Annotated in this window: 18 protein-coding genes; all 18 read left to right on the top strand. The window is 47.4% G+C overall.

Features of this window, described 5'->3' with window-relative positions; translation table 11 throughout:
• Positions 1–224: 224 nt before the first annotated feature.
• Positions 225–1,853: a beta-N-acetylhexosaminidase gene (locus I6E49_RS07715; RefSeq protein ID WP_235401570.1), complete on the top strand. Its 1,629-nt coding sequence runs from the start codon at positions 225–227 to the stop codon at positions 1,851–1,853.
• A gap of 81 nt (positions 1,854–1,934) precedes the next feature.
• Positions 1,935–2,951, top strand: a complete 1,017-nt coding sequence (locus I6E49_RS07720) for a branched-chain amino acid aminotransferase (protein WP_235401572.1) — start codon at positions 1,935–1,937, stop codon at positions 2,949–2,951.
• A 644-nt stretch (positions 2,952–3,595) separates the two neighbouring features.
• Positions 3,596–4,366: a tRNA (guanosine(46)-N7)-methyltransferase TrmB gene (trmB, locus tag I6E49_RS07725; RefSeq protein ID WP_235401574.1), complete on the top strand. Its 771-nt coding sequence runs from the start codon at positions 3,596–3,598 to the stop codon at positions 4,364–4,366.
• 97 nt (positions 4,367–4,463) lie between these two features.
• Complete coding sequence (locus I6E49_RS07730; RefSeq protein ID WP_235401575.1) at positions 4,464–6,803, top strand: GH92 family glycosyl hydrolase; 2,340 nt, start codon at positions 4,464–4,466, stop codon at positions 6,801–6,803.
• Positions 6,804–6,941: 138 nt separating this feature from the next.
• Positions 6,942–7,676: a basic secretory family protein gene (locus tag I6E49_RS07735; protein WP_235401655.1), complete on the top strand. Its 735-nt coding sequence runs from the start codon at positions 6,942–6,944 to the stop codon at positions 7,674–7,676.
• A 26-nt stretch (positions 7,677–7,702) separates the two neighbouring features.
• A complete protein-coding gene (locus I6E49_RS07740) occupies positions 7,703–10,042 on the top strand; it encodes a GH92 family glycosyl hydrolase (RefSeq protein ID WP_235401577.1) in 2,340 nt (779 codons plus the stop codon).
• 91 nt (positions 10,043–10,133) lie between these two features.
• Positions 10,134–11,237: a P-loop NTPase gene (locus I6E49_RS07745; RefSeq protein WP_235401657.1), complete on the top strand. Its 1,104-nt coding sequence runs from the start codon at positions 10,134–10,136 to the stop codon at positions 11,235–11,237.
• Between the two features lie 39 nt (positions 11,238–11,276).
• Complete coding sequence (locus I6E49_RS07750; RefSeq protein WP_235401579.1) at positions 11,277–11,867, top strand: RNA polymerase sigma-70 factor; 591 nt, start codon at positions 11,277–11,279, stop codon at positions 11,865–11,867.
• A gap of 98 nt (positions 11,868–11,965) precedes the next feature.
• The gene (locus I6E49_RS07755) at positions 11,966–13,066 is read left to right on the top strand and encodes a FecR family protein (protein ID WP_235401581.1); all 1,101 of its coding nucleotides are present in this window, start codon (positions 11,966–11,968) and stop codon (positions 13,064–13,066) included.
• Between the two features lie 314 nt (positions 13,067–13,380).
• Complete coding sequence (locus tag I6E49_RS07760; protein ID WP_235401583.1) at positions 13,381–16,683, top strand: TonB-dependent receptor; 3,303 nt, start codon at positions 13,381–13,383, stop codon at positions 16,681–16,683.
• 17 nt (positions 16,684–16,700) lie between these two features.
• A complete protein-coding gene (locus I6E49_RS07765) occupies positions 16,701–18,335 on the top strand; it encodes a SusD/RagB family nutrient-binding outer membrane lipoprotein (RefSeq protein ID WP_235401586.1) in 1,635 nt (544 codons plus the stop codon).
• 52 nt (positions 18,336–18,387) lie between these two features.
• On the top strand, positions 18,388–19,509 hold the full coding sequence (locus I6E49_RS07770; protein WP_235401589.1) for a glycoside hydrolase family 18: 1,122 nt from the start codon (positions 18,388–18,390) through the stop codon (positions 19,507–19,509).
• A 42-nt stretch (positions 19,510–19,551) separates the two neighbouring features.
• Positions 19,552–20,724, top strand: coding sequence for a DUF1735 and LamG domain-containing protein (locus I6E49_RS07775; protein ID WP_235401591.1), 1,173 nt, complete (start codon positions 19,552–19,554; stop codon positions 20,722–20,724).
• A 568-nt stretch (positions 20,725–21,292) separates the two neighbouring features.
• Positions 21,293–22,402, top strand: coding sequence for a TlpA disulfide reductase family protein (locus I6E49_RS07780; RefSeq protein WP_235401593.1), 1,110 nt, complete (start codon positions 21,293–21,295; stop codon positions 22,400–22,402).
• Positions 22,403–22,717: 315 nt separating this feature from the next.
• Entirely contained in the window at positions 22,718–24,082 is a 1,365-nt protein-coding gene (locus I6E49_RS07785; protein WP_235401595.1) for an MATE family efflux transporter, read from the top strand.
• Between the two features lie 28 nt (positions 24,083–24,110).
• Complete coding sequence (locus tag I6E49_RS07790) at positions 24,111–24,752, top strand: AAA family ATPase (protein WP_235401597.1); 642 nt, start codon at positions 24,111–24,113, stop codon at positions 24,750–24,752.
• On the top strand, positions 24,749–25,237 hold the full coding sequence (locus tag I6E49_RS07795) for a metallophosphoesterase family protein (RefSeq protein ID WP_235401599.1): 489 nt from the start codon (positions 24,749–24,751) through the stop codon (positions 25,235–25,237). Before I6E49_RS07790 ends, I6E49_RS07795 begins: the two co-directional genes overlap by 4 nt.
• A gap of 46 nt (positions 25,238–25,283) precedes the next feature.
• Positions 25,284–25,487, top strand: coding sequence for a hypothetical protein (locus I6E49_RS07800; protein ID WP_235401601.1), 204 nt, complete (start codon positions 25,284–25,286; stop codon positions 25,485–25,487).
• Positions 25,488–25,625 lie beyond the last annotated feature (138 nt).

A 25,625-nucleotide genomic window follows, 5' to 3' on the forward strand; every position in this document is an offset into this window, starting at 1 on the left:
CCCCCGGCCCCTCCCCCGTAGGGAGGGGAGTAATATGCTGATGATGCTCAAGTTGTTTGCTTGTTACAGCTTAAAAAACTCAAGCTTTCTGTATATACCGCTCCCCTCCCTACGGGGGAGGGGGCAGGGGAGAGGTTTTTTCTATATTATTCCTTTCATTATATTAGTTTTTTGTGTACTTTTGTATTCATTATTTTTATTGTGTATACTTAAAACTATCTATTATGTCCAAAAAACTCTTTGCGTTGTTGCTCCTGTTGTGCAGCATCGCTGTATCGGCAAAGGATGTGAAGACTGGTAACTGGAATGTCATACCATTGCCACAGTCGGTAGAAGTCGTTGCCAAGCCGGCATTCGTCATTAATGCCCACACCACAGTTTATTATCCTACAGGCGACGCTGTGCAGAAGCGCAACGCCGAATTCCTTGTTTCGTATGTCAAGGCTATGACCGGTATCGGCATCACCGCAACCGACCGCTCGGCTTCCAACCAGATACGTCTGGGCGTGGCAAGCGTAGCCGGTGGCGACGAGGCTTACGACATCAACGTCACGAAGAAGCTCATCACTCTCAACGGTTCTACACACGCTGCCGTGTTCCGTGGACTGCAGACCTTTGCCAAGGCGCTGCCTATGGTGAGCGAAGCTAAAGAGGTGGCATTGCCGGCTGCCAAGATTCACGACGCGCCACGCTTTGCCTATCGTGGATTCATGCTCGACTGCGGTCGTCATTATTTCTCGGTAGACTACATCAAGAAGTTTATCGACGTGCTCGCAATGCACAACATCAACTATTTCCACTGGCACCTGACTGAAGACCAGGGCTGGCGCATCGAGATTAAGAAGTATCCGCTGCTCACCGAGATTGGTTCGAAGCGCAAGCAGACGGTGTTGCCTGGCGGTAAGGAATACGACGGCAAGCCCGTGTCAGGATATTACACACAGGACGAGGCACGTGACATCGTGCGCTATGCAGCCGAACGCCACATCACTGTAATCCCTGAGGTAGACATGCCCGGACACATCCAGTCGGCACTGGCGGCTTATCCGCAGTTGGGATGCACCGGAGGTCCGTACGACGTGTGCTGCCACTTCGGCGTGATTCGCGAAGTGATGTGTGCCGGTCAGCCCTTCGCCCTGCAACTTGCCAAGGACGTCATCAACGAGATTATGGACATCTTCCCATCACCTTATATACATATAGGTGGCGACGAGTGTCCTAAGGAGCGCTGGAAGGAATGCGAGCGTTGCCAGGCCAAGATTGCCGCTCTCGGACTGAAGGACATCGAGGGCCACTCTAAGGAGGAGCAGTTGCAGTCGTGGTTTATGGGCGAAGTAGCCAAGGAGATTAAAGCCCGTGGCCGCAAGATGCTTGGATGGGACGAGATACTCGACGGAACACCGTCGAAGGACATCACCGTGATAGCTTGGACCAGCCAGAAGGCTTCTATACGCTCAGCCAAGGAGGGACACAAGACCGTAGTGGCCCCTATCACCAACTTCTACTTCTCCAATCCACGCATCAATCAGATAACCGGCATACCGAGCATAAAGCGCGTTTATGACGTAAATCCTGCTTTTGCCGAACTCACCGACAGCGAGAAAGCCAACGTCATCGGAGCCGAGGGATGTATATGGACAGAGTGGGTGCCCGACACCAAGAAGCTCGAATGGGAACTGCTGCCACGTCTTGCAGCCCTCGCCGAAGTGCAGTGGACTAATCAGGAGCAGCGCGAATTCGGCAGCTTCGCCGAACGTCTGCTACACATGCACGACATCTATCGCAAGATGAATCTGAACTACAAGGAAGACATCGAGAAGGCAATCCTGACCGATGGAAACGCAGCAAAATAGAAAATTTCGTCTGAAATAGTTGCACGTAACCCTTTTTATTCGTACTTTTGTCTTGAAAGATAACAAAACCATAATAATATTATGAAGGATATAGCATGGTCAGAACTTTCGTTCGGTTATATGCCGACCGATTACAATGTACGTTGCTGCTATCGCGACGGTAAGTGGGGCGAAATAGAAGTATGCTCCGACGAGTATTTGAAACTGCACATGGCAGCCACATGTCTGCATTATGGTCAGGAGGCTTTCGAGGGATTGAAGGCTTATCGCTGTCCTGACGGCAAGGTGCGTGTGTTCCGTGTAGAGGACAACGCTGCACGTTTGCAGTCTACATGCCGTGGCATCATGATGCCAGAGTTGCCTACTGAGCTGTTCGTTGAGATGGTGAAGAAGGTAGTGCGCCTCAATCAGGAATACATCCCTACATACGAGAGTGGAGCTACGCTCTACATCCGTCCGTTGCTCATCGGTACATCGGCTCAGGTAGGTGTACATCCGGCTTCGGAGTATATGTTCCTCATCTTCGTAACTCCGGTAGGTCCGTACTTCAAGGGAGGCTTCTCAAGCAATCCGTACGTAATCATTCGTGACTACGACCGTGCTGCTCCGCTCGGTACAGGTATATATAAGGTGGGTGGCAACTACGCTGCAAGTCTTAAGGCCAACTCTATAGCACACGCCAAGGGCTATGCCAGCGAGTTCTATCTCGACTCTAAGGAGAAGAAGTATGTCGACGAGTGTGGCGCTGCCAACTTCTTCGGCATCAAGAACAACACCTACATCACTCCTAAGTCGACATCAATCCTTCCTTCTATCACCAACCGCAGCCTTATGCAGATTGCTGAGGATCTGGGTATGAAGGTGGAGCGTCGTCCGGTGCCCGAAGAAGAACTTGAGACATTCGAGGAGGCAGGTGCATGCGGTACAGCAGCCGTTATATCGCCAATCTCACACCTCGACGATATGGACACAGGCAAGGTATACAACTTCGGTGAGAAGCCGGGCCCATGGTCAACCAAGCTTTACGAAATTCTGCGTGGTATACAGTATGGCACCGTTGAGGACAAGCACGGCTGGACAACAGTAGTGATTGAATAAAAAGAAATAACTAAATAAGGCAAAGACCTGCATCGGAGCAATCAACATTGCTCTGATGCAGGTCTTTTTGTAATATACAATCAATATCCTACACCCGATTTTACGACACAAAAACTCGGCTCAATATTCAAGTGGTAATATAATTTCAACGAATACGTTATCACAAGCCGATGATAACGTTATCGTAAACAGATGAAATCGCAGGCGTAAATCGTTGAAATCTTTGTACTAAAACAAAAACTCAAAACTCAAAATTCAAAATTCCAAATTGCCATCGTCACCAATTCAAAACTCAATAATTCAAAATCGCAGGCGTAGCCGAGAACAATTCAAAACTCAAAACTCAAAATTCCTAATTCCAAAATGACTCCTTTTGCTATCCAAAAGGACTCCTTTTGCCCTTCAAAAGGACTCGTTTTGCTATCCAAAAGGACTCCTTTTGCCCTTCAAAAGGACTCGTTTTGCAATGCAAAAGAACTCCTTTTGAAAATAGCGGCATTTCTATCGGTGAATAACCAAATATACGAAGAGCCAAAATTTTCGTTTCTTGTCATTGAAGTATGGATATAAATGGTTAACTTTGCAAGTTGAGTATTTCGAATATACTGATAATATACTAAAGATTAATTTATTAAAACCAATATATGGGCAAAGGAAAACTGGCGAAGTTCGCCGACATGGAAAGATACGAGAACGTGTTTCAGTATCCGTTCTCGGTAGCCGACAACGTGCCGTTTGAGATGAAAGGCCGATGGCGCGAGATGTACTTCAAGAACGACAACCCCATTGTGCTCGAGCTGGGATGCGGCAAGGGCGAATATACAGTAGGATTGGCAAAACTGTTTCCAAATATCAACTTTATTGGCGTAGATATTAAGGGCGCTCGTATGTGGACGGGTGCTACTCAGGCGTTAGAAGAGGGATTAAAAAATGTTGCCTTCTTGCGTACCAATATTGAGATTATTGATCGCTTCTTTGCGCCTGGCGAGGTGAGCGAGATATGGCTTACGTTTAGCGACCCACAGATGAAAAATCCTCGCAAACGTCTTACCAGCACTTTCTTTATGAACCGTTATCGCCATTTCTTGAAAGATGGTGGCGTGGTGCATCTGAAAACCGACTCAAACTTTCTTTTTACATACACCACATATATGGTAGAGCGCAACGCGTTGCCAGTGTTGTTCCGTACCGAAGATTTATATCACACCGAGGGCATAGATGCTCAAACCCAAACCATATTGGGCATACAAACCTACTATGAGAGTCAGTGGATAGAGCGTGGCCTAAATATACGATATATGAAATTTCGTTTACCACAAGAAGGCGAGTTAGCTGAGCCTGATATCGAGATACCGCTCGATGATTACCGTAGCTACAAGCGTCCTAAGCGTAGCGGACTGGAAACGAGTAAATAATATTAATCCGTATCTTTTGCAAACCACATCTTCATATTGACAGAAAATATAATACAAACATATCACAAATCACAAATATAAATAGCATTTAGAACCTATGAAGAAACAATTTGTTGTAATCTTAATAGCCCTCTTCGCGCTTGGTACGGCAACGGTGTCGGCTGTTGGCGGCAAGAAGCTGACGGCTTACGTAAATCCGATGATTGGCACAAGCGGAATGGGACATACGTTTCCTGGCGCTTGTGCTCCATTTGGTATCGTGCAACTTAGCCCTGAAACCGATACAATCCCTCATAACATAGATGGACGTTATCAAGGAAAGGTATATGAATATTGTGCGGGCTATCAACATACTGATCCTACTATCGTAGGTTTCAGTCATACACACCTTAGTGGTACAGGTCATTCTGATTTAGGCGATGTGATGCTAATGCCGCAAACTGGAAGTTTGCGTCTAAACCCAGGAACGGCTACTCATCCCGATGCTGGCTATCGCTCACGATTTAATCATGACACCGAGAAGGCTGCCCCTGGCTATTATGAAGTAATGCTTGCTGATGAAGGCGTTCGTGCTCAACTTACAGCTACCCAGCGTGTAGGTGTACATAAATATACCTTTCCTAAAGGTGCCAACTCGCGTGTTATTCTTGATATGTTGCATGGCATATATAATTATGATGGCAAAGTGTTGTGGAGCAGCATACGCGTAGAAAACGACACCTTGCTCACCGGCTATCGTATCACCAATGGTTGGGCCAATTGCAATTATACTTATTTTGCCATTACACTGAGCAAGCCCATTAAAAGCTATGGCTACCGCGATATGAAAAAGCCTAAGTATCGTGGCTTTATGGGTAAGTTGCGTTTGCATGAGAATTTTCCCGAGATTGCAGGTCGAGACATTGTGGCCTATTTTAATTTCGACAACGTTACATCGCAAGAACTGGTGGTGAAAGTGGCGCTATCGGCCGTGAGCACTGAGGGCGCATTAAAGAACCTCAGAAGCGAGGTGGGCGGAAAATCGTTTGAACAAGTGTATGCTGAAATCGATGCGCAATGGAATAAAGAACTGGATGTAATAGAGTGTACAGGTACGTCAGACCAGATGGCCATGCTTTACACCTCGCTCTACCACACCATGATTAACCCATCTGTATATATGGATGTTGATCGACAGTATCGTGGTCTTGATGGCAATATACATCAGGCAAAAGACTTTACTAATTATACCATCTTCTCTCTATGGGATACCTATCGCGCGCAGCATCCGTTGTTGGGACTACTAAAAACCAGCCGCAATACCGATATGGTTAAATCAATGATAGCCCATCAGCAGCAAAGCGTGCATCACCTATTGCCTGTGTGGAGCCTTATGGCCAATGAGGGCTGGTGTATGACTGGGTATCATGCTGTATCAGTATTGTCAGATGCTATTGTAAAAGGGGCCGATATTAATAGAGATGCAGCGCTCAAAGCGATGGTTGAAACGGCCACTTGTCCTTACTATGAGAGTGTAGGCGACTATATGAAATATGGTTATGCGCCATTCGATAAATATGCAACAGCTGCATCAAATACCCTTGAGTATTCATACGACGACTTCACTATTTATGCTGCAGCAAAGGCTTTAGGGCGCAACGATATAGCAGATATCTTTGCCAAACGTGCCTTATACTATCGTAACACTTTTGATACGACGGTAGGCTTTGCTTCGCCCCGACGTATTGATGGCACATTTAAAGCCGATCTTGATCCTTATCAGACCTATGGCGAGGGATTTATTGAAGGCAATTCATGGAACTTTTCGTTCTCTGCTCCTCAAGATGTAAAAGGGCTTATTCGTCTCTTTGGTGGTGACAAACAGTTTGTGCAAAAACTTGACAACCTGTTTGACATGGATTTACCCGAGAAATACTATAAAGACAATGAGGATATTACGGCCGATTGTCTTGTGGGTGGATATGTGCATGGCAATGAGCCCAGTCATCATATACCTTATCTCTATGCATGGACATCGGCTCCCTGGAAGACGCAACAATGGATGCGCACCATTATGAATAAAATGTATCGAAACCATATACGCGGATTGGGTGGCAATGACGACTGTGGACAAATGTCGGCATGGTATATCTTCTCGGCATTAGGCTTCTATCCTGTATGCCCAGGTACCGACCAGTATGTATTGGGCGCTCCCTATCTTCCTTACATGAACGTGACACTTGAAAATGGTAAGCACATTGTGGTAAAAGCTCCTAAGGTGAGTGATAAAAACCGTTATGTGCAAAGCGTGAAAGTAAACGGTAAACCTTATCCAAAACTGTATCTCACACACAAAATGCTCACTGATGGATGTACCATCGAGTTTACAATGGGCAGTAAGCCCAATAAAAAGCGTGGCTTGGCGGCCGTTGACAAACCTTACTCAATGACCAAATAAATCATTTTATTAATAACATTAAAAAACAATTCACTAATGAAACTAACAAATGTGTTGGCGACACTATCTGTCGCAACAATTATTGCTTCATGCGGAACAACAAAACTTACTGCCGACAATGGAAGCATTGCTGGCTGACTGAAAGAAACAAAGAAACAGCAGGTAGCTGCAAAGCGTTGGAAAAATTTCTCGATACCTAAAATTCTGTTTGAGGATAAGGCTCCGCAGAGCCAAGGGTCGAAGATTTATCATGCGCTCATACCTAATCCTACTGCGTATATAAATAAGGTGGCACGTGAGGTGTTAAACACCCTCTATTATTCAGAGAAAGACAGCATACCCGCCTTTAATGTGTTGCATTACACGTTAGAAGATGTTGATGGCGTCTCGGCAAAAGGTGGTGGAAACGGTAATGTGAGTATTTTCTATAGCACCCGTCACATACAAAAGTCGTTTGCGAATAATGATACAGCGCGGGTCGACTTTGAAACACGTGGCGTGTTGTTACACGAACTAACACATGCCTTTCAGCTCGAGCCTCACGGCATTGGCTCATATGGCACGAATAAAACCAATTGGTGCTTTATTGAAGGAATGGCCGATGCTGTGCGTGTAGCCAATGATGGATTTCATGGCGAGCAAGATCGACCTAAGGGCGGTAGCTATAAAAATGGATATCGCTATACAGGCTATTTCTTGGCTTGGATACAGCAAACCAAAGACCCCAACTTCTTGCGCAAGTTTAACCGCACTGCAATCGAGTTGGAAACATGGTCGTGGGATGCAGCCATACAAAAATGTTTAGGAAAACAATACACCATCGATGCGTTGTGGCATGAATACCAAATTGCGATGGGCGACATCAAACAGTAATAAACAAATATGTTTTTTTTGATGATATGAAAAAACTTTTTGTAATACTTATGGCCTTGTCGGGGCTTACGTTAACAGCTTCAGCTGCTAAAAAGAACAATGTTGATGGCCGAAAAACGGCTGTCGACTATGTTAATCCATTTGTAGGAACAGATGGTTTTGGTAACGTATACCCTGGCGCCCAGGTGCCTTTTGGTGGCATACAAATCAGCCCTGACACCGATGAGCACTTTTACGACTGCGCGTCGGGATACAAGTGGAAGCGTAACTCGATACAAGGCTTTTCACTTACGCATCTCAGTGGTACAGGTATTCCTGATTTAGGCGACTTCTTATTCATGCCAGGTGTGGGGGAAATAAAACTTCAGCCAGGCACCGATGATGCCCCTGATACCGGCTATCGCTCGCGTTTCTCGCATAACGCTGAGGTGGCCACGCCAGGTTATTATAGTGTAATGTTAAGCGACTACGGTGTGAAGGCAGAGATGACATCGGCTGTGCGCAGTGGTATGTTGCGCTTTACATATCCTAAGAGCAGTGATGCCTTTGTGTTAGTAGATATGAATCATACGTTATGGCAGAAGTGTGTATGGTCGAATATCCGTGTAGAGAACGACTCTACCATCGTAGGTTATAAACTGGTGAAAGGGTGGGGGCCAGAACGCCACATCTATTTCAGAGCGGTATTCTCAAAACCGTTCCGCCAGTTTACCATTTATCAAGATAAAAAGCCTGTGATATATAACACTTCGCGTTTTCGTAGTAATCGTGAGGCTTGGGGACCGAACCTGTTGTTTACAGCACGTTTTAATACCTCTGAAGGTGAACAAATTACAGTGCGCACAGCAATCTCGGCAACCAGCACAAATGGTTGTATCGTTAATATGCGTGAGTTGAACAATCGTTCTTTCGAAGATGTTCATCGTGATGCTGTGCAACGATGGAACGATGAGTTGTCACGCTATGTAGTTGAGGGTGATGAGGTGCAAAAAGCCACCTTCTATACATCAGCCTATCATGCCGCCTTGTGCCCATATGTATACGATGATGCCGATGGTAAATATCTTGCGTTAGATAAGAATATAGAACAAGAAAATGGGTTTATAAACCGCTCTGAATTTTCATTATGGGATACCTATCGCGCCTTTCATCCGCTCTTAAATTTGGTGCATCAAGATGTGCAGGCTGATGTGGCTAATTCGTTGTTGGCTCATTACGACAAAAGCGTAGAGAAAATGTTGCCTTATTGGTCTTTCGCAAGCAATGAAACATGGTGCATGATAGGGTATCATGCAGCTTCTGTGTTGTCAGACATGATATGCAAAGACGTGAAAGGCTTCGACTACGAGCGTGCTTTTGAAGCTATGGTTACCACTGCTATGAATGAGCATTACGATTGCTTGCCCGACTATCGAGCGTTGGGGTATGTGCCGTATGATAAAGAGGCTGAATCAGTATCGAAGACACTTGAGTATGCCTATGACGATTATGCTATAGCACAGGCCGCGAAGAAGCTTGGCAAAGAAAAAGAATATGCCTATTTCTTAAACCGTGCCATGAGCTATCAAAACTTGTTCGACAACGAAACTAAGTATATGCGTGGAAAAGATGCCGCTGGACATTGGCGCACACCCTTCGCACCAGTGGCTTATCAAGGTCCAGGCTCTGTAAACGGGTGGGGCGATATTACCGAAGGTTTTACCGTGCAATATCATTGGTACGTACCACAAGATGTGCAAGGGTTAATGAACCTCATGGGGCGTGACATCTTCCGTCAACGTCTCGACTCGCTTTTCCAATACGAATTGCCCGAAGATATACCTGGTGCACACGACATACAAGGGCGCATTGGCGCTTACTGGCACGGCAACGAACCTTGTCATCATGTAGCTTATCTGTATAACTATCTTGGTGAGGGCTGGAAGTGCCAAAAGTGGGTGCGTCGCGTTATCGATGAGTTTTATGGCGACCAGCCAGGCTCATTATGTGGCAATGACGACTGTGGCCAGATGTCGGCATGGTATATTTTCAACTGCATGGGCTTCTATCCCATATGTCCTTCCAGTGGATATTACAACATTGGGTCGCCAGCGCTACCTGCCATCACTGTTACGATGAGTAACGGAAAGCAGATACGTGTGACGACGAAAAACTGGAGCAAGAAGGCTGTGTATGTTGACAAGGTGTTTATAAATGGTAAACCCTATACAAAGTCGTACATCACCTGGGAAGATGTAAAAGATGGCATTAACTTGCAGTTTGTGATGAGCACCAAGCCCAACAAAAAATGGGCTGTGTCAAGCCACGATATTGCACCATCGCTATCGTTACCAGGACAAACGCTACAGTATGTGAAACTGCAATAACTACATGATGTGTGGGCGAGACGATATCATGAATTGTTCGTCTACACATTATATAATATAATGAAATTAGTATATATTTGACATTATGAACATTACACTTTATCCAAAGCTTATTACAGATGCATTGGCTACGGTAACTTATGCCGGAACCAAGAAGAACATTATTGAGAGCAACATGCTGGCCGATGACATTCGTATCGATGGCATGAAGGTGCAGTTTACGCTTATCTTTCCACGAGATACCGACCCCTTCCTCAAGTCGACAGTGAAGGCAGCCGAGGCTGCCATCCACTATCATGTATCTAAAGAAGTAGAGGTGACAATATCTACCGAATACCTCTCAAAGCCACGTCCCGAAGTGGGCAAGATGCTGCCCAATGTGAAGAACGTCATAGCAGTAAGCTCGGGCAAGGGTGGAGTAGGCAAGAGTACCGTAGCCGCCAACCTCGCCATAGCACTGGCACGACTGGGCTACAAGGTAGGACTGCTCGACTGCGACATCTTTGGTCCTTCAGTTCCTAAGATGTTCCAGGTAGAGGACGCACGCCCATATGCTGTGAAGAAAGACGGACGCGACCTCATAGAGCCGGTTGAGAAATATGGCATCAAGGTGCTCTCTATCGGATTCTTCGTCAATCCCGACACTGCCACACTTTGGCGAGGCGGAATGGCATCCAACGCATTGAAGCAACTCATAGCCGATGCAGATTGGGGTGAGCTCGATTACTTCATACTCGACACACCTCCCGGAACAAGCGACATACACCTCACATTGCTTCAGACACTTGCCATCACTGGTGCCGTCATAGTGTCGACACCGCAGAACGTGGCGCTTGCCGATGCACGCAAGGGCATCGACATGTACAGCAACGACAAGGTGAATGTGCCCATTCTCGGACTCGTTGAGAATATGGCATGGTTTACACCTGCCGAGCTGCCCGAAAACAAATACTATATCTTCGGCAAGGAAGGCTGCAAGAATCTCGCCAAGGAGATGAACGTGCCATTGCTCGCACAGATACCGCTCGTACAGAGCATCTGCGAGAACGGTGACAACGGAACACCTGCCGCACTCGACAGTTCGTCTATAACCGGACTGGCATTCCTCAATCTTGCACAGGCTGTAGTGACGGTGGTAAACCGTCGCAACAAGGAGCAGGCTCCTACACGAATCGTGAAAACTACCATACATTAATATATATAATGTGATGGACTGAAAAAAGCAATACGCTTAATGGACTATTCTGAGAAACTCGTTGTCAATGGATTGAAGGCAGGCGACACCGAAGCCTACCAGTATATATTCGACACTCACTACCAGGTGCTCTGCTATACAGCCAACCGCTATGTGCGCGATAGCTTTGTGGCAGAGACCATCGTGGGCGATATGATATATCGTATGTGGGAAAACCGAGCTACGCTCAATGTCAACACTTCGTTGCGCAGCTACCTCATTCAGGCAGTGCGCAACGGATGTATTGACTATCTGCGCTCCAAGCACCAACGCTATGAGGTGGCAGCTTCGCATCTTGCCGAAGCCGACTGCATGGCAAATCTTGCCGATGGCGAGCAGCCGATAGACCGCCTTGTGGGCAACGAGCTTGCCGACCGTGTAGACACGGCTATCGAACATCTTCCTGCAGAATGCCGACGTGTGTTTGAGCTGAGCCGCTTCATGGGCAAGCGTCACGCTGAGATAGCGTCCGAACTCAACATAAGTGTAAGTACTGTAAAATATCATTTGCGTAACGCATTGCAGCTGCTTGCCCGAGAACTTGGAAGCTACATCGTCTTCGTGTTCTTCGTAAGCGGAATGACCGTGTGACAAGGGCATTATCAACGGCACAAAACTATTTTTTTCACCTTTTTTGAAAAAAACTTTGATTTTTGACTAACCCTTTTTCTTGAATTTTCGTCACCTATATGAAAACCAATAAAACCAACGAACATCCAATGCAGCAAGACGAGATATACGAACTGGTGGCTACACAGCTCAGCGATGCCCTCACAGCCGACGAGAGCCGTCGTCTGAACGAATGGATCGTAGCCAGCGAAGCCAACCGCAAGGAGTACAGCCGTCTTGTAGAAGTATGGAACTCGACACCTGATGTCAGCCAACTCTCGCAGTACGACCGCCATAAGGCTTTTGCAATGTTCCTGGAGCGCATTCAAGCATCCGGTGTAGTGCCAGCAGCCAAGGTAGCTGACGTAGTTGCAGCCGACGATGCTGACGATGTGCAGCCTGAGGCCATAGGCATGCGACGCTATGTGCTGAGGTTTATGCGCTATGCAGCTGTGGTGACGGTGCTGGTGTGCGCCTGCTCATACCTATTCTATAATATAGGCCAGCGCAACATGTCGCAGGCATTTGCCATGATTAAGGTAGAGGCACCGCAAGGCTCTACAACCAAGATGACACTGCCTGACGGTACAAAGGTATGGCTCAATGCAGGCAGCCGTATAGAGTATTCGCAGGGCTTTGGCGTAAATGACCGCCATGTGCAGCTCACGGGCGAAGGCTACTTTGAGGTGCATCGCAACGAGTCGATGCCGTTCATCGTCAAGTCGCCAAGCCTTAACGTACAGGTGCTCGGTACCAAGTTCGACTTCCGCGACTATCCCTCCGACCATTCGGCAATGGTGAGCCTTGATGAAGGCAGCGTAGCAGTAGGATTGCGCTCAGCACACGACGGCGACTATCAGTATCGCCTTGCGCCCGACCAGCGTGCCGTACTCGAGAAGCGGAGTGGCAATATGCGCATAGAGAACCGCTCCACTACCGACCGCCTGTGGACTGATGGCACCATAATGATCAATGGACAGCGACTTGCCGATATAGCCATAGATCTTGAGCGCAGCTACGGCACAAGGATATGCATAGAAAGCACGGAGCTGGCGCAGACCCGATTCTACGGAGTGTTCCATCGCAAGGACCAGAGTCTCGACCAAGTGCTCGCCACACTGGCTGCTACCGGACACATGCGTTATGACATAAACGGCAACGTAGTGCGGATATATAAGTAATCGCCCCTAAACACACCCCTACCTGACACCCCTCATCAATACCTTTTATCATTAAACAAAAAGTATAGAAGCCTAAAACTATAAACAAATTAAAACAAACGCTACGGAAACGTATAAATAAAATTGACAACAACAATCCAAATATATAACTGTTAACCACAGACCAACAACCCTTTTCCGCTTGGCGGAACAATACACCTCTAACTGTAATAATGTGCGGCTAAAACCGTGCACAGGGCATTGTCTGCCTAAAAAAACAGTACCTAAAGCTATATAATAACAACAATTTATATTTACATTTAACCTATAGTGCAATGAACATCAAAAGAAAAGGCCTCACAGTGGGCGCGCTTCTGTTGTGCATGAATCTATCTACATTCGCCCAGAGCGTCAAGCTTAATCTTAAGGGCGTGAGCGTGGATCGTGCCATGACGGAATTGAGAGAAAAGAGTGGATACTCTTTCGTGTTTGCAGCAGCCGATGTCAACACCCAGAAGGTGATTAACGTCAATGCTAAAGACCTGAAGCAGGCTATTGGACAAATCCTTGATGGACAGAATGTCTCATATCAAATCAAGGGTAAGAACATCGTAGTGGCTAAGGGGGGGGTAAAACCTCAACACAAGAGCAATGGACAGCAGAACACCAAGCCAAAGAAGCGTGTCAACGGAACAATCGTAGATGAGGCTGGCATGCCCGTTATTGGTGCAGCTGTGCGCCAGCGTGGCACACAGAACGCTACTGTTACAGACATCGACGGCAACTTCACTCTTGACGCCACTGAGGGTGCCGACCTTGAGATTACTTACATCGGCTACGAGCCTAAGAACGTACGTGTAGGCGAAAGCGACAACTATAAGTTGGCTATGAAGCCGGCTTCGCGCGAGCTCAACGAGGTGGTAGTTACCGCCCTTGGTATCAAGCGTGCAGAGAAGGCTCTGTCGTACAACGTACAGCAGGTGAAGAGCGATGAGTTGACACGTGTTAAGGATGCCAACTTCGTAAACTCGCTTAATGGTAAGATTGCCGGTGTTACTATCAATAAGAGTGGTAGTGGCGTGGGCGGTTCTACACGCGTTGTGATGCGTGGTGCCAAGTCGCTTGAGGGCAACAACAACGCATTGTATGTAGTAGACGGTATTCCTTTGTTTAACAACAGCATGGGCTCAGACAGTGGTATCATGGGCGAAGGCAAGGCAGGTACAGAAGGTATCGCCGACTTCAATCCTGAGGATATCGAGTCAATCTCAGTGCTCAGCGGTCCGTCGGCAGCTGCATTGTATGGTAGTAGCGCTGCCAACGGTGTGATTCTTATCAACACAAAGAAGGGTAAGGAAGGCAAGCTCCAGGTTACTTTCTCTTCTTCTTCAGAGTTCAGCAAAGCATACATGACACCTGAGTTCCAGAACACATACGGCAACAAGCGTGACGTATATGAGAGCTGGGGCGACAAGCTCGATGTTCCGTCAAACTACGACCCGAAGAAGGACTTCTTCAATACGGGTACAAACTTCATCAACTCGGTTACTCTTACTACAGGCAACAAGACCAACCAGACATTTGCCTCTATTTCATCGACAAATTCTGCTGGCATCGTTCCTAACAATGAGTACAACCGTCTGAACGTAACAATCCGCAACTCTTCATCATTCCTCAACGACAAGTTGCAGCTCGACCTCGGTGCTTCGTTTGTTAAACAGGACGACAAGAACATGGTTTCGCAGGGACAGTACTGGAACCCTGTAATGGCTGCTTACCTCTTCCCGCGTGGCGAGAACTTCAACGAGATGAAGGTGTTTGAGCGTTGGGACGAGTCACGTCGTATTCCTGTACAGTACTGGCCGGTAAGCGAGCCAACATATGCATCGCAGAACCCGTATTGGACAGCATACCGCAACGTTGCTACCAACGACAAGCGTCGCTATATGTTCAATTTCGGTTTGACATACAAGATTGCTCCTTGGATTAACGTTGCTGCACGTTATCGTCTCGACGATAGCTTCGTTAAATTCCAGCGCAAGATTTACGCTACTTCTGACCAGAAGTTTGCTGAAGGCCCGAAGGGACATTATGGCTACTCTAACTACAATGACCATCAGGACTATGCTGACGTGATGGCAAATATCAACAAGAACTTTGCTGATTTCAGCCTCTCTGCCAACATCGGTTGGAGCTACTCTAACTATTGGAATGAGGATCGTGGATATAAGGGAACATTGCTCGGTGTGACCAACAAGTTCAGTGCATCAAATATCGACCCGTCAAACGGACGTGTGTCTGAATCGGGTGGTGACAGCCATGTACGCAACCATGCTGCTTTTGCCAACGTAGAGTTGGGATGGCGCTCAATGGTTTACCTCACAATGACCGGCCGTAACGACTGGAACTCACGTCTTGTAAACACAGACGAGGAGTCGTTCTTCTATCCTTCAGTAGGTCTTTCGGGCATCATCTCTGAGATGGTGAAGTTGCCTGAGTTTATCTCTTATCTTAAGGTACGCGGTTCGTACACTGAGGTTGGTGCGCCTATCTCGCGCTCTGGTTTGACTCCTGGCACAGTTACAGAGCCTATTGTTGGTGGTACACTCAATCCTCGTTCAATCTATCCGTTCACCGACTTCAAGGCAGAGCGTACACGTTCATACGAGTTTGGTTTGAGCTTCCGTCTGTGGAACAAGCTGTCGGCTGAGGTTACATACTATCACTCTAACACCAAGAACCAGACATTCCTCGGTGAGTTGCCTGAGTTTACCGGTTACAAGCAGATTTATCTGCAGGCAGGTGATGTAGAGAACCGCGGTTGGGAGGCTTCGCTCAACTATAGCGACCGTCTGAAGTGCGGATTGCAGATTTCTTCTACAGTATCGTTCTCGCGCAACGTCAATGAGATTAAGGAGATGGTCAACGACTACCACACTCCGCTTATGGATGAGGCAATCAATATTCCAGAAGTGCTCAAGGACAAGGGACGTACAATCCTGAAGAAGGGTGGCAGCATTCACGACATCTATGCCAACACATTCCTCAAGAAGGACCACCTTGGATTCGTTGAGGTGAAGACCGACGGTTCGTTCGGTGTAGAACGCGGCGAACCTGTTTATCTTGGCAAGACTGCTCCTGATTTCAATCTCGGATGGAACAACTCATTCTCATATAAGGGATTCGGACTCAGCTTCCTCATCAATGGCCGCTTCGGTGGTGTCGTAACATCATCAACAGAGGCATTGCTCGACCGCTTCGGTGTATCAAAACGCTCGGCTGAGGCTCGCGACGCTGGTGGATATATGATTCCTGGACAGGGTCCGGTAGATGCCAAGACTTACTTCCAGATGATTGGTACTGGCAACTATGAGACATCGGGCTACTATGTTTACAAGGCTACTAACATCCGCCTCCAGGAACTCACCTGCTCATACACTATGCCTAACCGTTGGTTTGGTGGCGTGTTGAAGGACGTAACAGTTTCGTTCATCGCCAACAACCCTTGGATGATATACTGCAAGGCTCCGTTCGACCCCGAACTCACTCCGTCAACAAGCACTTACGGACAGGGCAACGACTACTTCATGCAGCCAAGCGTTCGTAGCTTCGGCTTCGGTGTTAAATTTAAATTCTAATATTGAACCTCTTCTATATGAAAACAGTAAATCGATATACGCTCATGGCCATCTGTGCCATGGCACTCACGACTTCTTCATGCGACTTTGAGGAAGTCAACACCAACCAGTTCGAGATGACTGAGGAGGAAGGTACACGCGACGACTTCGCTGTGGGCGGACTCATCACAGCTCTCGAAAAGACAGTCTTCCCCGTAGGTACACAGGCCGACGATACTGGCGTAATAAACCAGTATCAGATTGCCTTTAACCTTTCAGCCGACTCTTGGAGTGGCTATTTCGGACAGAACAACAGTTGGAGTGGTGGTAACAACAATACATCATACTTCCTCGTAGACGGTTGGGTTGCTGAAACATACAAGTGTACATACACTAATGCGCTCAACGCATGGAAGAAACTGAAGAAGGCATCAGAGGACAACAATACTCCTGAGGTGTTCGCTCTGGCACAGGTGTTGAAGATTTCGGCATGGCACAAAGCTCTTGAGTCGTTCGGTCCGATTCCTTACACACATGCAGCCGACGCTTCAATGAACATACCGTTCGATAGCGAGAAGGATGTATACACAGCTATGTTCAAGGATCTTACCGAAGCTATTGAGGTATTGACCGAAAAGGCTGAGAACGGTGTAAGCATAATGAAGAATTATGATGCTGTATATGCTGGCGATGCTGCCAAGTGGGTGCGTTATGCCAACTCACTCATGCTGCGTCTTGCAATGCGTGTACGCTTTGCCGACAACGAGATGGCTAATAAGTATGCCACTCAGGCTCTCAATCAGACCTACGGCATAATGACCGACCAGAAGGATGAGGCTAAGATGAGCACTGGTGCAGGTCTGGTGTTCCGTAACAATATCCAGTGGCTTGCCGATCAGTACAACGAGACTCGTATGGGTACATCAATGGTTTCTTATCTTGTAGGTTATGAAGACCCTCGTTTGAGAGCTTATTTCCAGCCGGTAGATGAGTCATGCAATTATGGCATTGAAGCATTCGACGGTGAGAAGTATCAAGGTGTACCTCTTGGTCATACGAAGGGACAGAACTCTACATACGAGAATTTCTCTAAGCCTAATATCCCGGCTTCTACTCCTACTTATTGGTTGCGTGCATCTGAGGTTTACTTCCTCCGTGCTGAGGCTGCCCTTGTATGGGGTGGTGAGTTTGGCGATGCAGAATCGCTTTATGAACAGGGCATCCAGATGTCGTTCGACGAGAATGGTATCAAGTCGTCGGTTGACTCATACATGTACTCAGGCAAGACTCCTATAGCCGATGTTGTAAGCCATTGGAGATATGGTTTTAACAATCCGGCTCCTTGCGAAACAACTGTAGAGTTTGAAGGCTCACAGGAAGACAAGCTTGAGAAGATTATGATTCAGAAGTGGATTGCCCTCTATCCTAACGGACAGGAGGCATGGACAGAGTGGCGCCGCACGGGCTATCCGGTTCTTCATAAGGTTGCTACCAACCGTGGTTCAAGCCAGGGAGCTACTGTAGAGGGTGGAATACGTCGTATGATTTACCCTGTCAGCTTCTATCAGACTCAGGACGGTAAGGAAATCTACGACAACGCCCTCAAGCTGTTCAATAACGGTAATGGTGGTCAAGACAGATCTGATACCCGTCTGTGGTGGGATTGCAAGTAAGCCTTGTCTACAAGAACAAATACATTATTATACTCTTTAAAGATAATATACAATGAACGTTTTTAAGAAATTATTATATATCATACCGGCTGCAGCGCTTGCATTCACAATGACCGCTTGTACCGATGTTGAGAATATAGAGATTGATCACGTAGGAGGACATCAGACACTTTCTGATCCTATCAACGACCCTTATTATGTCAATCTGCGTGAGTATAAGGCTCAAGCCAACAACTATGGTCGTCCGGTAGCCTTCGGCTGGTTCTCTAATTGGGCTCCTTCAGGTGTTATGCGTAAGGGCTATCTTTCGTCAGTGCCCGACAGTATGGACATCATCTCTATGTGGAGCGGTGCTCCGGGACGCTACGAGATAACCGAGGCTCAGAAGAAGGACAAGGAGTTTGCTCAGAAGGTGAAGGGCATCAAGCTTCTTGAGGTAAGTCTGCTTTCATACCTTGGCAAAGGACGTACTCCTGAATACATTTACGAGGAGATAAACAAGAAGGCAGCTGCCGAAGGATGGAGTCAGAACAAGATTGCTCAAGAAAAGAAGCTTGCCCGTTGGGATTTCTGGGGCTTTACCTCACACGACCTCAACAATACAGAGAACCTGAATCAAGCTTTGTCCAACTTCGCAAAGGCTTTGTGCGACTCACTTTTCGTAAGTGAATGGGATGGTTTCGATATCGACTGGGAGCCGGGCAGCGGATTCAACGATTCGGACGGTACACTCAACGGCAGTACTATCAAATTCCTCGTCAAGGAGATGGGCAAGTACATTGGTCCGATGAGCGATCCTGAGGGCAAGGGTCATAAGTTGCTTGTAATTGACGGTCTGATTGGTTACTTCGATCGTGAGTGTGACGATTATGTAGACTACTGGATCACTCAGTCGTATGGTAGTTCGCGTCCTCACTATTATGGTCCTGGCGATACCAAGAAGCTCATCATCACTGAGAACTTCGAGAGTGGCTTCGCTTATGGTGGACAGTTGCTTAATCAAGCCCGTTGGATGCCAGAGAATGGCTGCAAGGGTGGTGTAGGTGCTTATCGTTTCGATAACGACTACGACAATACTCCCGACTACCGTTGGATGCGTCAGGCTATACAGATCAATCAGCAGGTGTTCAACGAGTGGAAGGCGTCGCAGAACGGCTCTACTGATGGCAAATAACCTTAAAACTTCAGTTTTTCATTTAATTAATTGACAACTATTATGAACAAACATATATTGAAATATGTAGCAGTTTGTCTCGCCGCTTTGTCTTTCACTGCGTGCAACGACAGCGAGAGCGACCTGCTTGAGCCTAAGGTATATTTCGACAGCAAGGAGAGCAAGATTGTTGTTGAAGACCAGGAGTCGATGGACTATGACCTCAGCGCACGTCTGTCAAACAAGAACGATGCCGATGTCAATGTTTCATACTCAATTCTTGACTCAAAGTATGTAGATGAGTACAACAAGAAGAACGGTACAAACTATGAGGCTTTCGATGCTAACAATGCATCGCTTAGCACTACAAGCGCCACTATCGAAAAGGGTAAGGTCTATGCAGGCAAGATTAAGTTGCATCTGACAAATCTTCGTACTATTGAGGAAGGCAAGACATTCCTGTTGCCTATACGGGTGCAGTCTTCACAGCCCGTTATCGAAGGTACAGACATTGTATATATCGTGCTGAATAAGCCGGTACGTATCTTGACCGCTGCTAATATCAGCTATACACACATCAAGGTGCCTGTCACTTCGCAGCCGTTCAAGTCGCTTACTTACGAGGCTCTCATATATCTTGACAGATGGGGTGGTGGTAATATGACTGTTATGGGTAGTGAGGGTACCCTCATCCTGCGTATCGGTGATACCGGTGGCGGTATTGACCAGGATTTGCTCCAGATTGCAGGTTCTAAGCAGTTCTATACACAGCAGCGTCTTACTACCGGCAAGTGGTATCACGTAGCCTTCACATACGACCAGCCTACAGGTCGTGCCGTAATCTACATCAACGGCGAGAAAGCTGCTGAATCTGTATGGGACACACCTCAGTTTGACCTCTCACGAGACGGCGGTGGCTTCTTCATCGGCAAGGTTGCCGGCTTTATGTGGGGTGAGCGTCCGTTCTACGGCAAGATGAGTGAGGTACGTATGTGGACAGTAGCACGTACTGCCAATCAGATTAAGCAGGGCATGCTCAATGTAGATCCTGCATCAGATGGCTTGTTCTTCTATTACAAGCTCAATGGAACTGACCAATATCAGGGTGATGACAACAAGTGGTATATCCGTGATGCATCGGGGCATGGTATGAATGGTCTTGCTAACGGCGACAAGTATGGCAACACATACAAGTTGGGCTTCTCGTCGCTTGGCACTCCTATTGCAATCAACTGATAGAGTAGTAGATGGTAAATTTATATATAAAGACTATGACACAGGTTTATAGTTAGATAAGATTGTAAATTTTTTTTGGGGCGTATCCGGGCAGTGATTGTCGGGATACGCTTTTTTAATGAATGTAAAAAACTGTTGTGTTCGTACACAATATCTTGTTTTATATCAACAAATACGCTAAAATACGCTAAAAGAAGGGTAGATTGTTTGCGTACACAAACAATGTTTTGTACCTTTGCATCGTCAAAAAGGTTAATAGATTGTTTAGGTTAGTAGTAATAGATTTAGGTTTTTAGTTATTAGGTTTAAGGTAAATTTTTTATCGATTGTTTAACAGGTGACGGTGAGAGTCCGTGAGGATTTTCATTATTACGAAAACATTTTTAGGTTAAACATAAAAATGCGGCACTGCTCGAAGAGAGTTGTGCCGCATTTTTGTGTTATGTAGTGTTGAAAAAACATAATAAGAGAAGCGTTGTTTTGGCTGTTTTGATTATAATCTGTACTTTTGCAGCGTCAAGATGACAATAATCGAACTAAAAATCATATTCAACAAAACGTAAGAATTATGAAGAGTTTATTCTCAACCGTAGCCCTCGCCTTTGTGGCAGTGGCTGCATTTGCCCAGCAGACAGCTGAGTACAACATCAAGGGGACATGTGCCGCAGATGTAAAAAAGGTATATATCGTCAATCCGTTGGCGCGTGGCAACCAGGCTTTATGCGATAGCGCTACAGTGACAGCTGGTAAGTTTGCCTTGAAGGGTACTGCACAGAAAGACGCTCTGCTGCGCATCTTTACCAAGCAGACTCCTTATGCTATGCCTTTCTTCAATGACGGCACTCCTATTCAGGCCGACATGGTAAAGAAGACAATCAGCGCTTCTGAGCAGAACAACAAGCTCGTGGCTTATGACAATGAGCTTGACGCAATGAACAATGAGCTTCGTCCTTTTTTCGACGAGTATAACAAAGCTCGCCAGTCGGGTGCTACGCAGGAGCAGTTGCAGAAGTTGACAAAGGAGATTGAGGCTAAGATGGCTCCAGTGCAGGAGCGCATTGCAAACCGCACATTGGAGATTGTAAAGGCCAATCAGAACAATCTGATTCCTGCTGCCTTCCTTGGCAATCTGGTTTATGAGCTTGAGTATCCCCAGATCAAGGACCTCTTCGATGCTAAGTATGCTTATGTAAATCATCCGGCATTGGCACGTGCCAATCAGATTGTGAAGATGCTTGCCAAGAAGGCAGCGTTCATCGGACAGAAGTTTACCGACCTTGAGGAGAACGACGTTAACGGTCAGCCCCACAAGCTCTCTGAATATCTTGGCAAGGGCAACTATGTATTGCTCGACTTCTGGGCTTCGTGGTGTGGTCCGTGCCGTGCTGAGATGCCTAACGTGAAGGCTGCCTACGAGAAGTATAAGGGTAAGGGCTTCAACATCGTGGCTCTATCGTTCGACAACAAGCTCGACAGCTGGAAGAAGGCAATCGAGGACATGCAGATGCCATGGATTCATCTGTCTGACCTCAAGGGATGGCAGACTGTAGCCGGTCAGGTATACGGTGTACGCTCAATTCCTGCAAGCTTCCTCGTCGACCCCAACGGCACTATCGTTGCAGCCGACTTGCGTGGCGAGAAGCTCGGTGCCAAGCTGAAGGAAATCTACGGAGAGTAAGGGTTAAATGTTAAGTGTTAAATGTTAAGGGTTAAGGGTTAGGAGGCTTGATAACACTTAACATTTAACACTTAACACTAATCAAGCCCCCAATATTCGTGTGATTCGTGCAATTCGTGTTGAATCTTTTTGCCACAAATTCCCCGAATCTCACGAATCGAACCCCACGCTCCAATATTCGTGTGATTAGTGCAATTTGTGTTGAATCTTTTACCACGAATCACGCGAATCTCGCGAATCAATTCATGACAATTCATGACCCTAAATTCATGGATAATTCATGGTAATTCGTGACTAATTAAAACATTAAAATTTATGGATAACAGCAAGCAAGCAACCCTTGAACTCGGCACCAAGCCCGTAGGCCATCTGCTCATGCAGTATGCCCTGCCGGCAATAGCAGCAATGACAGCGGCATCGCTCTACAATATGACCGACAGCATCTTTATCGGACAGGGTTGCGGACCATTGGCCATCAGCGGACTGGCTATAACATTCCCCCTGCAGAATCTCGGTGCGGCATTCGGAGCCGGAGTTGGCGTAGGAGCATCGACATGCATATCAGTCAAGCTCGGACAGAAAGACTACAACACAGCCGAGCGAGTATTTGGCAATGCCGTGACCTTGAACATCATCATCGGCATAGCGTTCAGCGTCATTACGCTTTTGTTTCTCAACCCCATACTATTATTCTTCGGAGCCAGCGAAGCCACGCTGCCTTATGCCCGTGAGTATATGGTCATAACGCTTGCCGGCAACGCCATATCGCACATGTTCTTCGGTATGAACGCCATACTCCGAGCCGCTTCCAAGCCCCGTTCGGCTATGATGGCATCCATCATGACCGTTATTCTCAACGCCATACTGTCGCCTATATTCATCTGGCCGCTCCACATGGGCATAGGCGGAGCAGCGCTTGCTACTATCATTGCCCAAGCCACAGTGCTGGCATGGCAGCTGCGCATATTCAGCAATCCCCAGTGCATAGTCCACTTTCGTCGTGGCATCTACCGCCCCGTGTCGCACATCATCAAGAACATACTTGCAATAGGCATGTCGCCCTTTGCCATGAACGTATGTTCGTGCGTCGTCATCATATTCATCAACAACGCCCTCATGCGTTACGGAGGCGACTTGGCAGTAGGAGCCTTCGGCATCTGCAACAAGATAGCCTTCATCTTCGTGATGATCAATATGGGTATGAACCAGGGAATGTTCCCCATTGCAGGCTACAACTACGGTGCGCGTCACTATGACCGATTGCTTCTGGCGCTGAAGTACACCATGTGTGTAGCCGTGTGCATAGCCACCACGGGCTTCATCATAGCCCAGAGCATACCCTATGAGTGCGCCCGACTCTTCACCACCGACGAGACACTGATACGTATCTCCGAACATGCCTTACGCATCCTGATGCTTGTGTTCCCCGTTGTGGGCGTGCAGATGGTGTGCACGGGATTCTTCCAGAGCATAGGCAAGGCCAAGGTGAGCATGTTTCTGTCGCTGTCGCGTCAGCTACTCTTCTTGCTGCCGTTGCTTATAGTGCTGCCCAACTTCTATCAGACCGACGGCGTATGGTATGCTCAGCCCATAAGCGACCTCATATCTGCCGTTGTAGCAGTAACGATGCTGACTGCTTACATCAAACGCCTGAAGAAGTCGGCACCGGCAACAGTCTGAACGTAATAACAAAAAACGATATACATCTATGAATAATAACGACAATCTTATAATAAGCGTGGGCCGACAGCTGGGTAGCGGCGGCCGTACTATAGCCAAGATGCTTGCCGACGAGTTCGGCTGCAAGTTCTACGACCGTGAGGTGCTCAACCTTGCGGCTAAGGAGAGTGGATTCAGCGAGGAGTTTTTCGAGAAGAACGACGAGCGCAAGGGATTTCTCGATCAGATATTCCACATGCACGTGCCCTTCATCAGCGACTCGTCGTTCTATGACAACGGACTCTCGCAGGAGAATCTGTTCCGCCTGCAGAGCGACGCCATACGCAAGGCTGCTGCCGAGTCGCCGTGTGTATTCGTGGGCCGCTGTGCCGACTATGTGCTGCGCGAGCATCGGAACATGGTTACGGTATTCGTCACAGCCGACATCGACGAGCGCATCAAGAACGTGTGCCACCGGCTTGGATGTTCGCCCGACGAGGCTCGCAAGCTGATAGAGAGCCGTGAGGACACACGCTCGTCTTACTACAACTACTATACAGGCAAGCGTTGGGGCGACAGCTCGTCGTACGACTTGTGCGTCAATGCGTCGCTCCTCGGACTTGAGGGTACCAAGAATTTCATAGCCGATTTTGTCAGACGTGTGCAGGCTTCAGCCCTTAAGAGCCGATGAAACGTATTGGTATAATCAGCGACACCCACTCCTATTGGGACGAACGCTATCGTAAGTATCTCGAACCATGCGACGAGATATGGCATTGTGGCGACTTCTGTTCTACCGAAATGGCAGACCGTCTGGCTGCCATACGCCCCTTGCGTGCCGTATATGGCAATGGCGACGGTGCCGAACTGCGACGTATGTTTCCCGAAGTGTTGCGCTTCAAGTGTGAGGAGGTAGAGGTGCTGATGAAGCACATAGGCGGTTATCCGGGCCGTTACGATCCCAGCATACGCCGCGAACTGACGGAGCGTCCGCCACAGCTCTTCATCAGCGGTCATTCGCACATTCTGCGCATAAAGTACGACCGCACCCTGCGCCTGCTTCACATCAATCCCGGTGCTGTAGGAATGCAGGGCTGGCAGAAGGAGCGCACTATCGTAAGGCTCACCATCGACGGTGCGCAGATGAAGGATTGCGAGGTGGTGACGCTGGGATAAGTGTTGAGTGTTGAACGTGGAATGTTGAGTGTTGAATGTTAAGTGTATGAAGATAACAAAAGACAAGATAATGGAATGGCTGGCGCTGTCGGTCGGCTTCACTGTGATCTACTTCGTGATATGCATAGTGGCAAGTCTGCTCTTCGGATGGGGACGCGACCAGGCTCTCGGCAGTCTCGCCCTTGAGAGCGTGCTGTTCGGCATGCTTATGGGAGTATTGAATATGCGGTATATGCGCAAAGGAAAATGATGTTAAAAAAAAAAGAGTCCTTTTGCACTTCAAATGTATTCGTTTTGAGGTGTAAAAGGACTCCTTTTGCATGCTAAAAGGACTCGTTTTGTAAGCCAAAAGGAGCCCTTTTCGAATTAGGAATTAGGAGTTAGGAAT

The organism is Leyella stercorea (assembly GCF_021531655.1).

Excerpts from the sequence above, each read along its gene's own strand:
- I6E49_RS07715 (WP_235401570.1), top strand. The coding sequence starts at position 225 with ATGTCCAAAAAACTCTTTGCGTTGTTGCTCCTGTTGTGCAGCATCGCT.
- I6E49_RS07720 (WP_235401572.1), top strand. The coding sequence starts at position 1,935 with ATGAAGGATATAGCATGGTCAGAACTTTCGTTCGGTTATATGCCGACC.
- trmB (WP_235401574.1), top strand. The coding sequence starts at position 3,596 with ATGGGCAAAGGAAAACTGGCGAAGTTCGCCGACATGGAAAGATACGAG.
- I6E49_RS07730 (WP_235401575.1), top strand. The coding sequence starts at position 4,464 with ATGAAGAAACAATTTGTTGTAATCTTAATAGCCCTCTTCGCGCTTGGT.
- I6E49_RS07740 (WP_235401577.1), top strand. The coding sequence starts at position 7,703 with ATGAAAAAACTTTTTGTAATACTTATGGCCTTGTCGGGGCTTACGTTA.
- I6E49_RS07750 (WP_235401579.1), top strand. The coding sequence starts at position 11,277 with ATGGACTATTCTGAGAAACTCGTTGTCAATGGATTGAAGGCAGGCGAC.
- I6E49_RS07755 (WP_235401581.1), top strand. The coding sequence starts at position 11,966 with ATGAAAACCAATAAAACCAACGAACATCCAATGCAGCAAGACGAGATA.
- I6E49_RS07760 (WP_235401583.1), top strand. The coding sequence starts at position 13,381 with ATGAACATCAAAAGAAAAGGCCTCACAGTGGGCGCGCTTCTGTTGTGC.
- I6E49_RS07765 (WP_235401586.1), top strand. The coding sequence starts at position 16,701 with ATGAAAACAGTAAATCGATATACGCTCATGGCCATCTGTGCCATGGCA.
- I6E49_RS07770 (WP_235401589.1), top strand. The coding sequence starts at position 18,388 with ATGAACGTTTTTAAGAAATTATTATATATCATACCGGCTGCAGCGCTT.
- I6E49_RS07775 (WP_235401591.1), top strand. The coding sequence starts at position 19,552 with ATGAACAAACATATATTGAAATATGTAGCAGTTTGTCTCGCCGCTTTG.
- I6E49_RS07780 (WP_235401593.1), top strand. The coding sequence starts at position 21,293 with ATGAAGAGTTTATTCTCAACCGTAGCCCTCGCCTTTGTGGCAGTGGCT.
- I6E49_RS07785 (WP_235401595.1), top strand. The coding sequence starts at position 22,718 with ATGGATAACAGCAAGCAAGCAACCCTTGAACTCGGCACCAAGCCCGTA.
- I6E49_RS07790 (WP_235401597.1), top strand. The coding sequence starts at position 24,111 with ATGAATAATAACGACAATCTTATAATAAGCGTGGGCCGACAGCTGGGT.
- I6E49_RS07795 (WP_235401599.1), top strand. The coding sequence starts at position 24,749 with ATGAAACGTATTGGTATAATCAGCGACACCCACTCCTATTGGGACGAA.
- I6E49_RS07800 (WP_235401601.1), top strand. The coding sequence starts at position 25,284 with ATGAAGATAACAAAAGACAAGATAATGGAATGGCTGGCGCTGTCGGTC.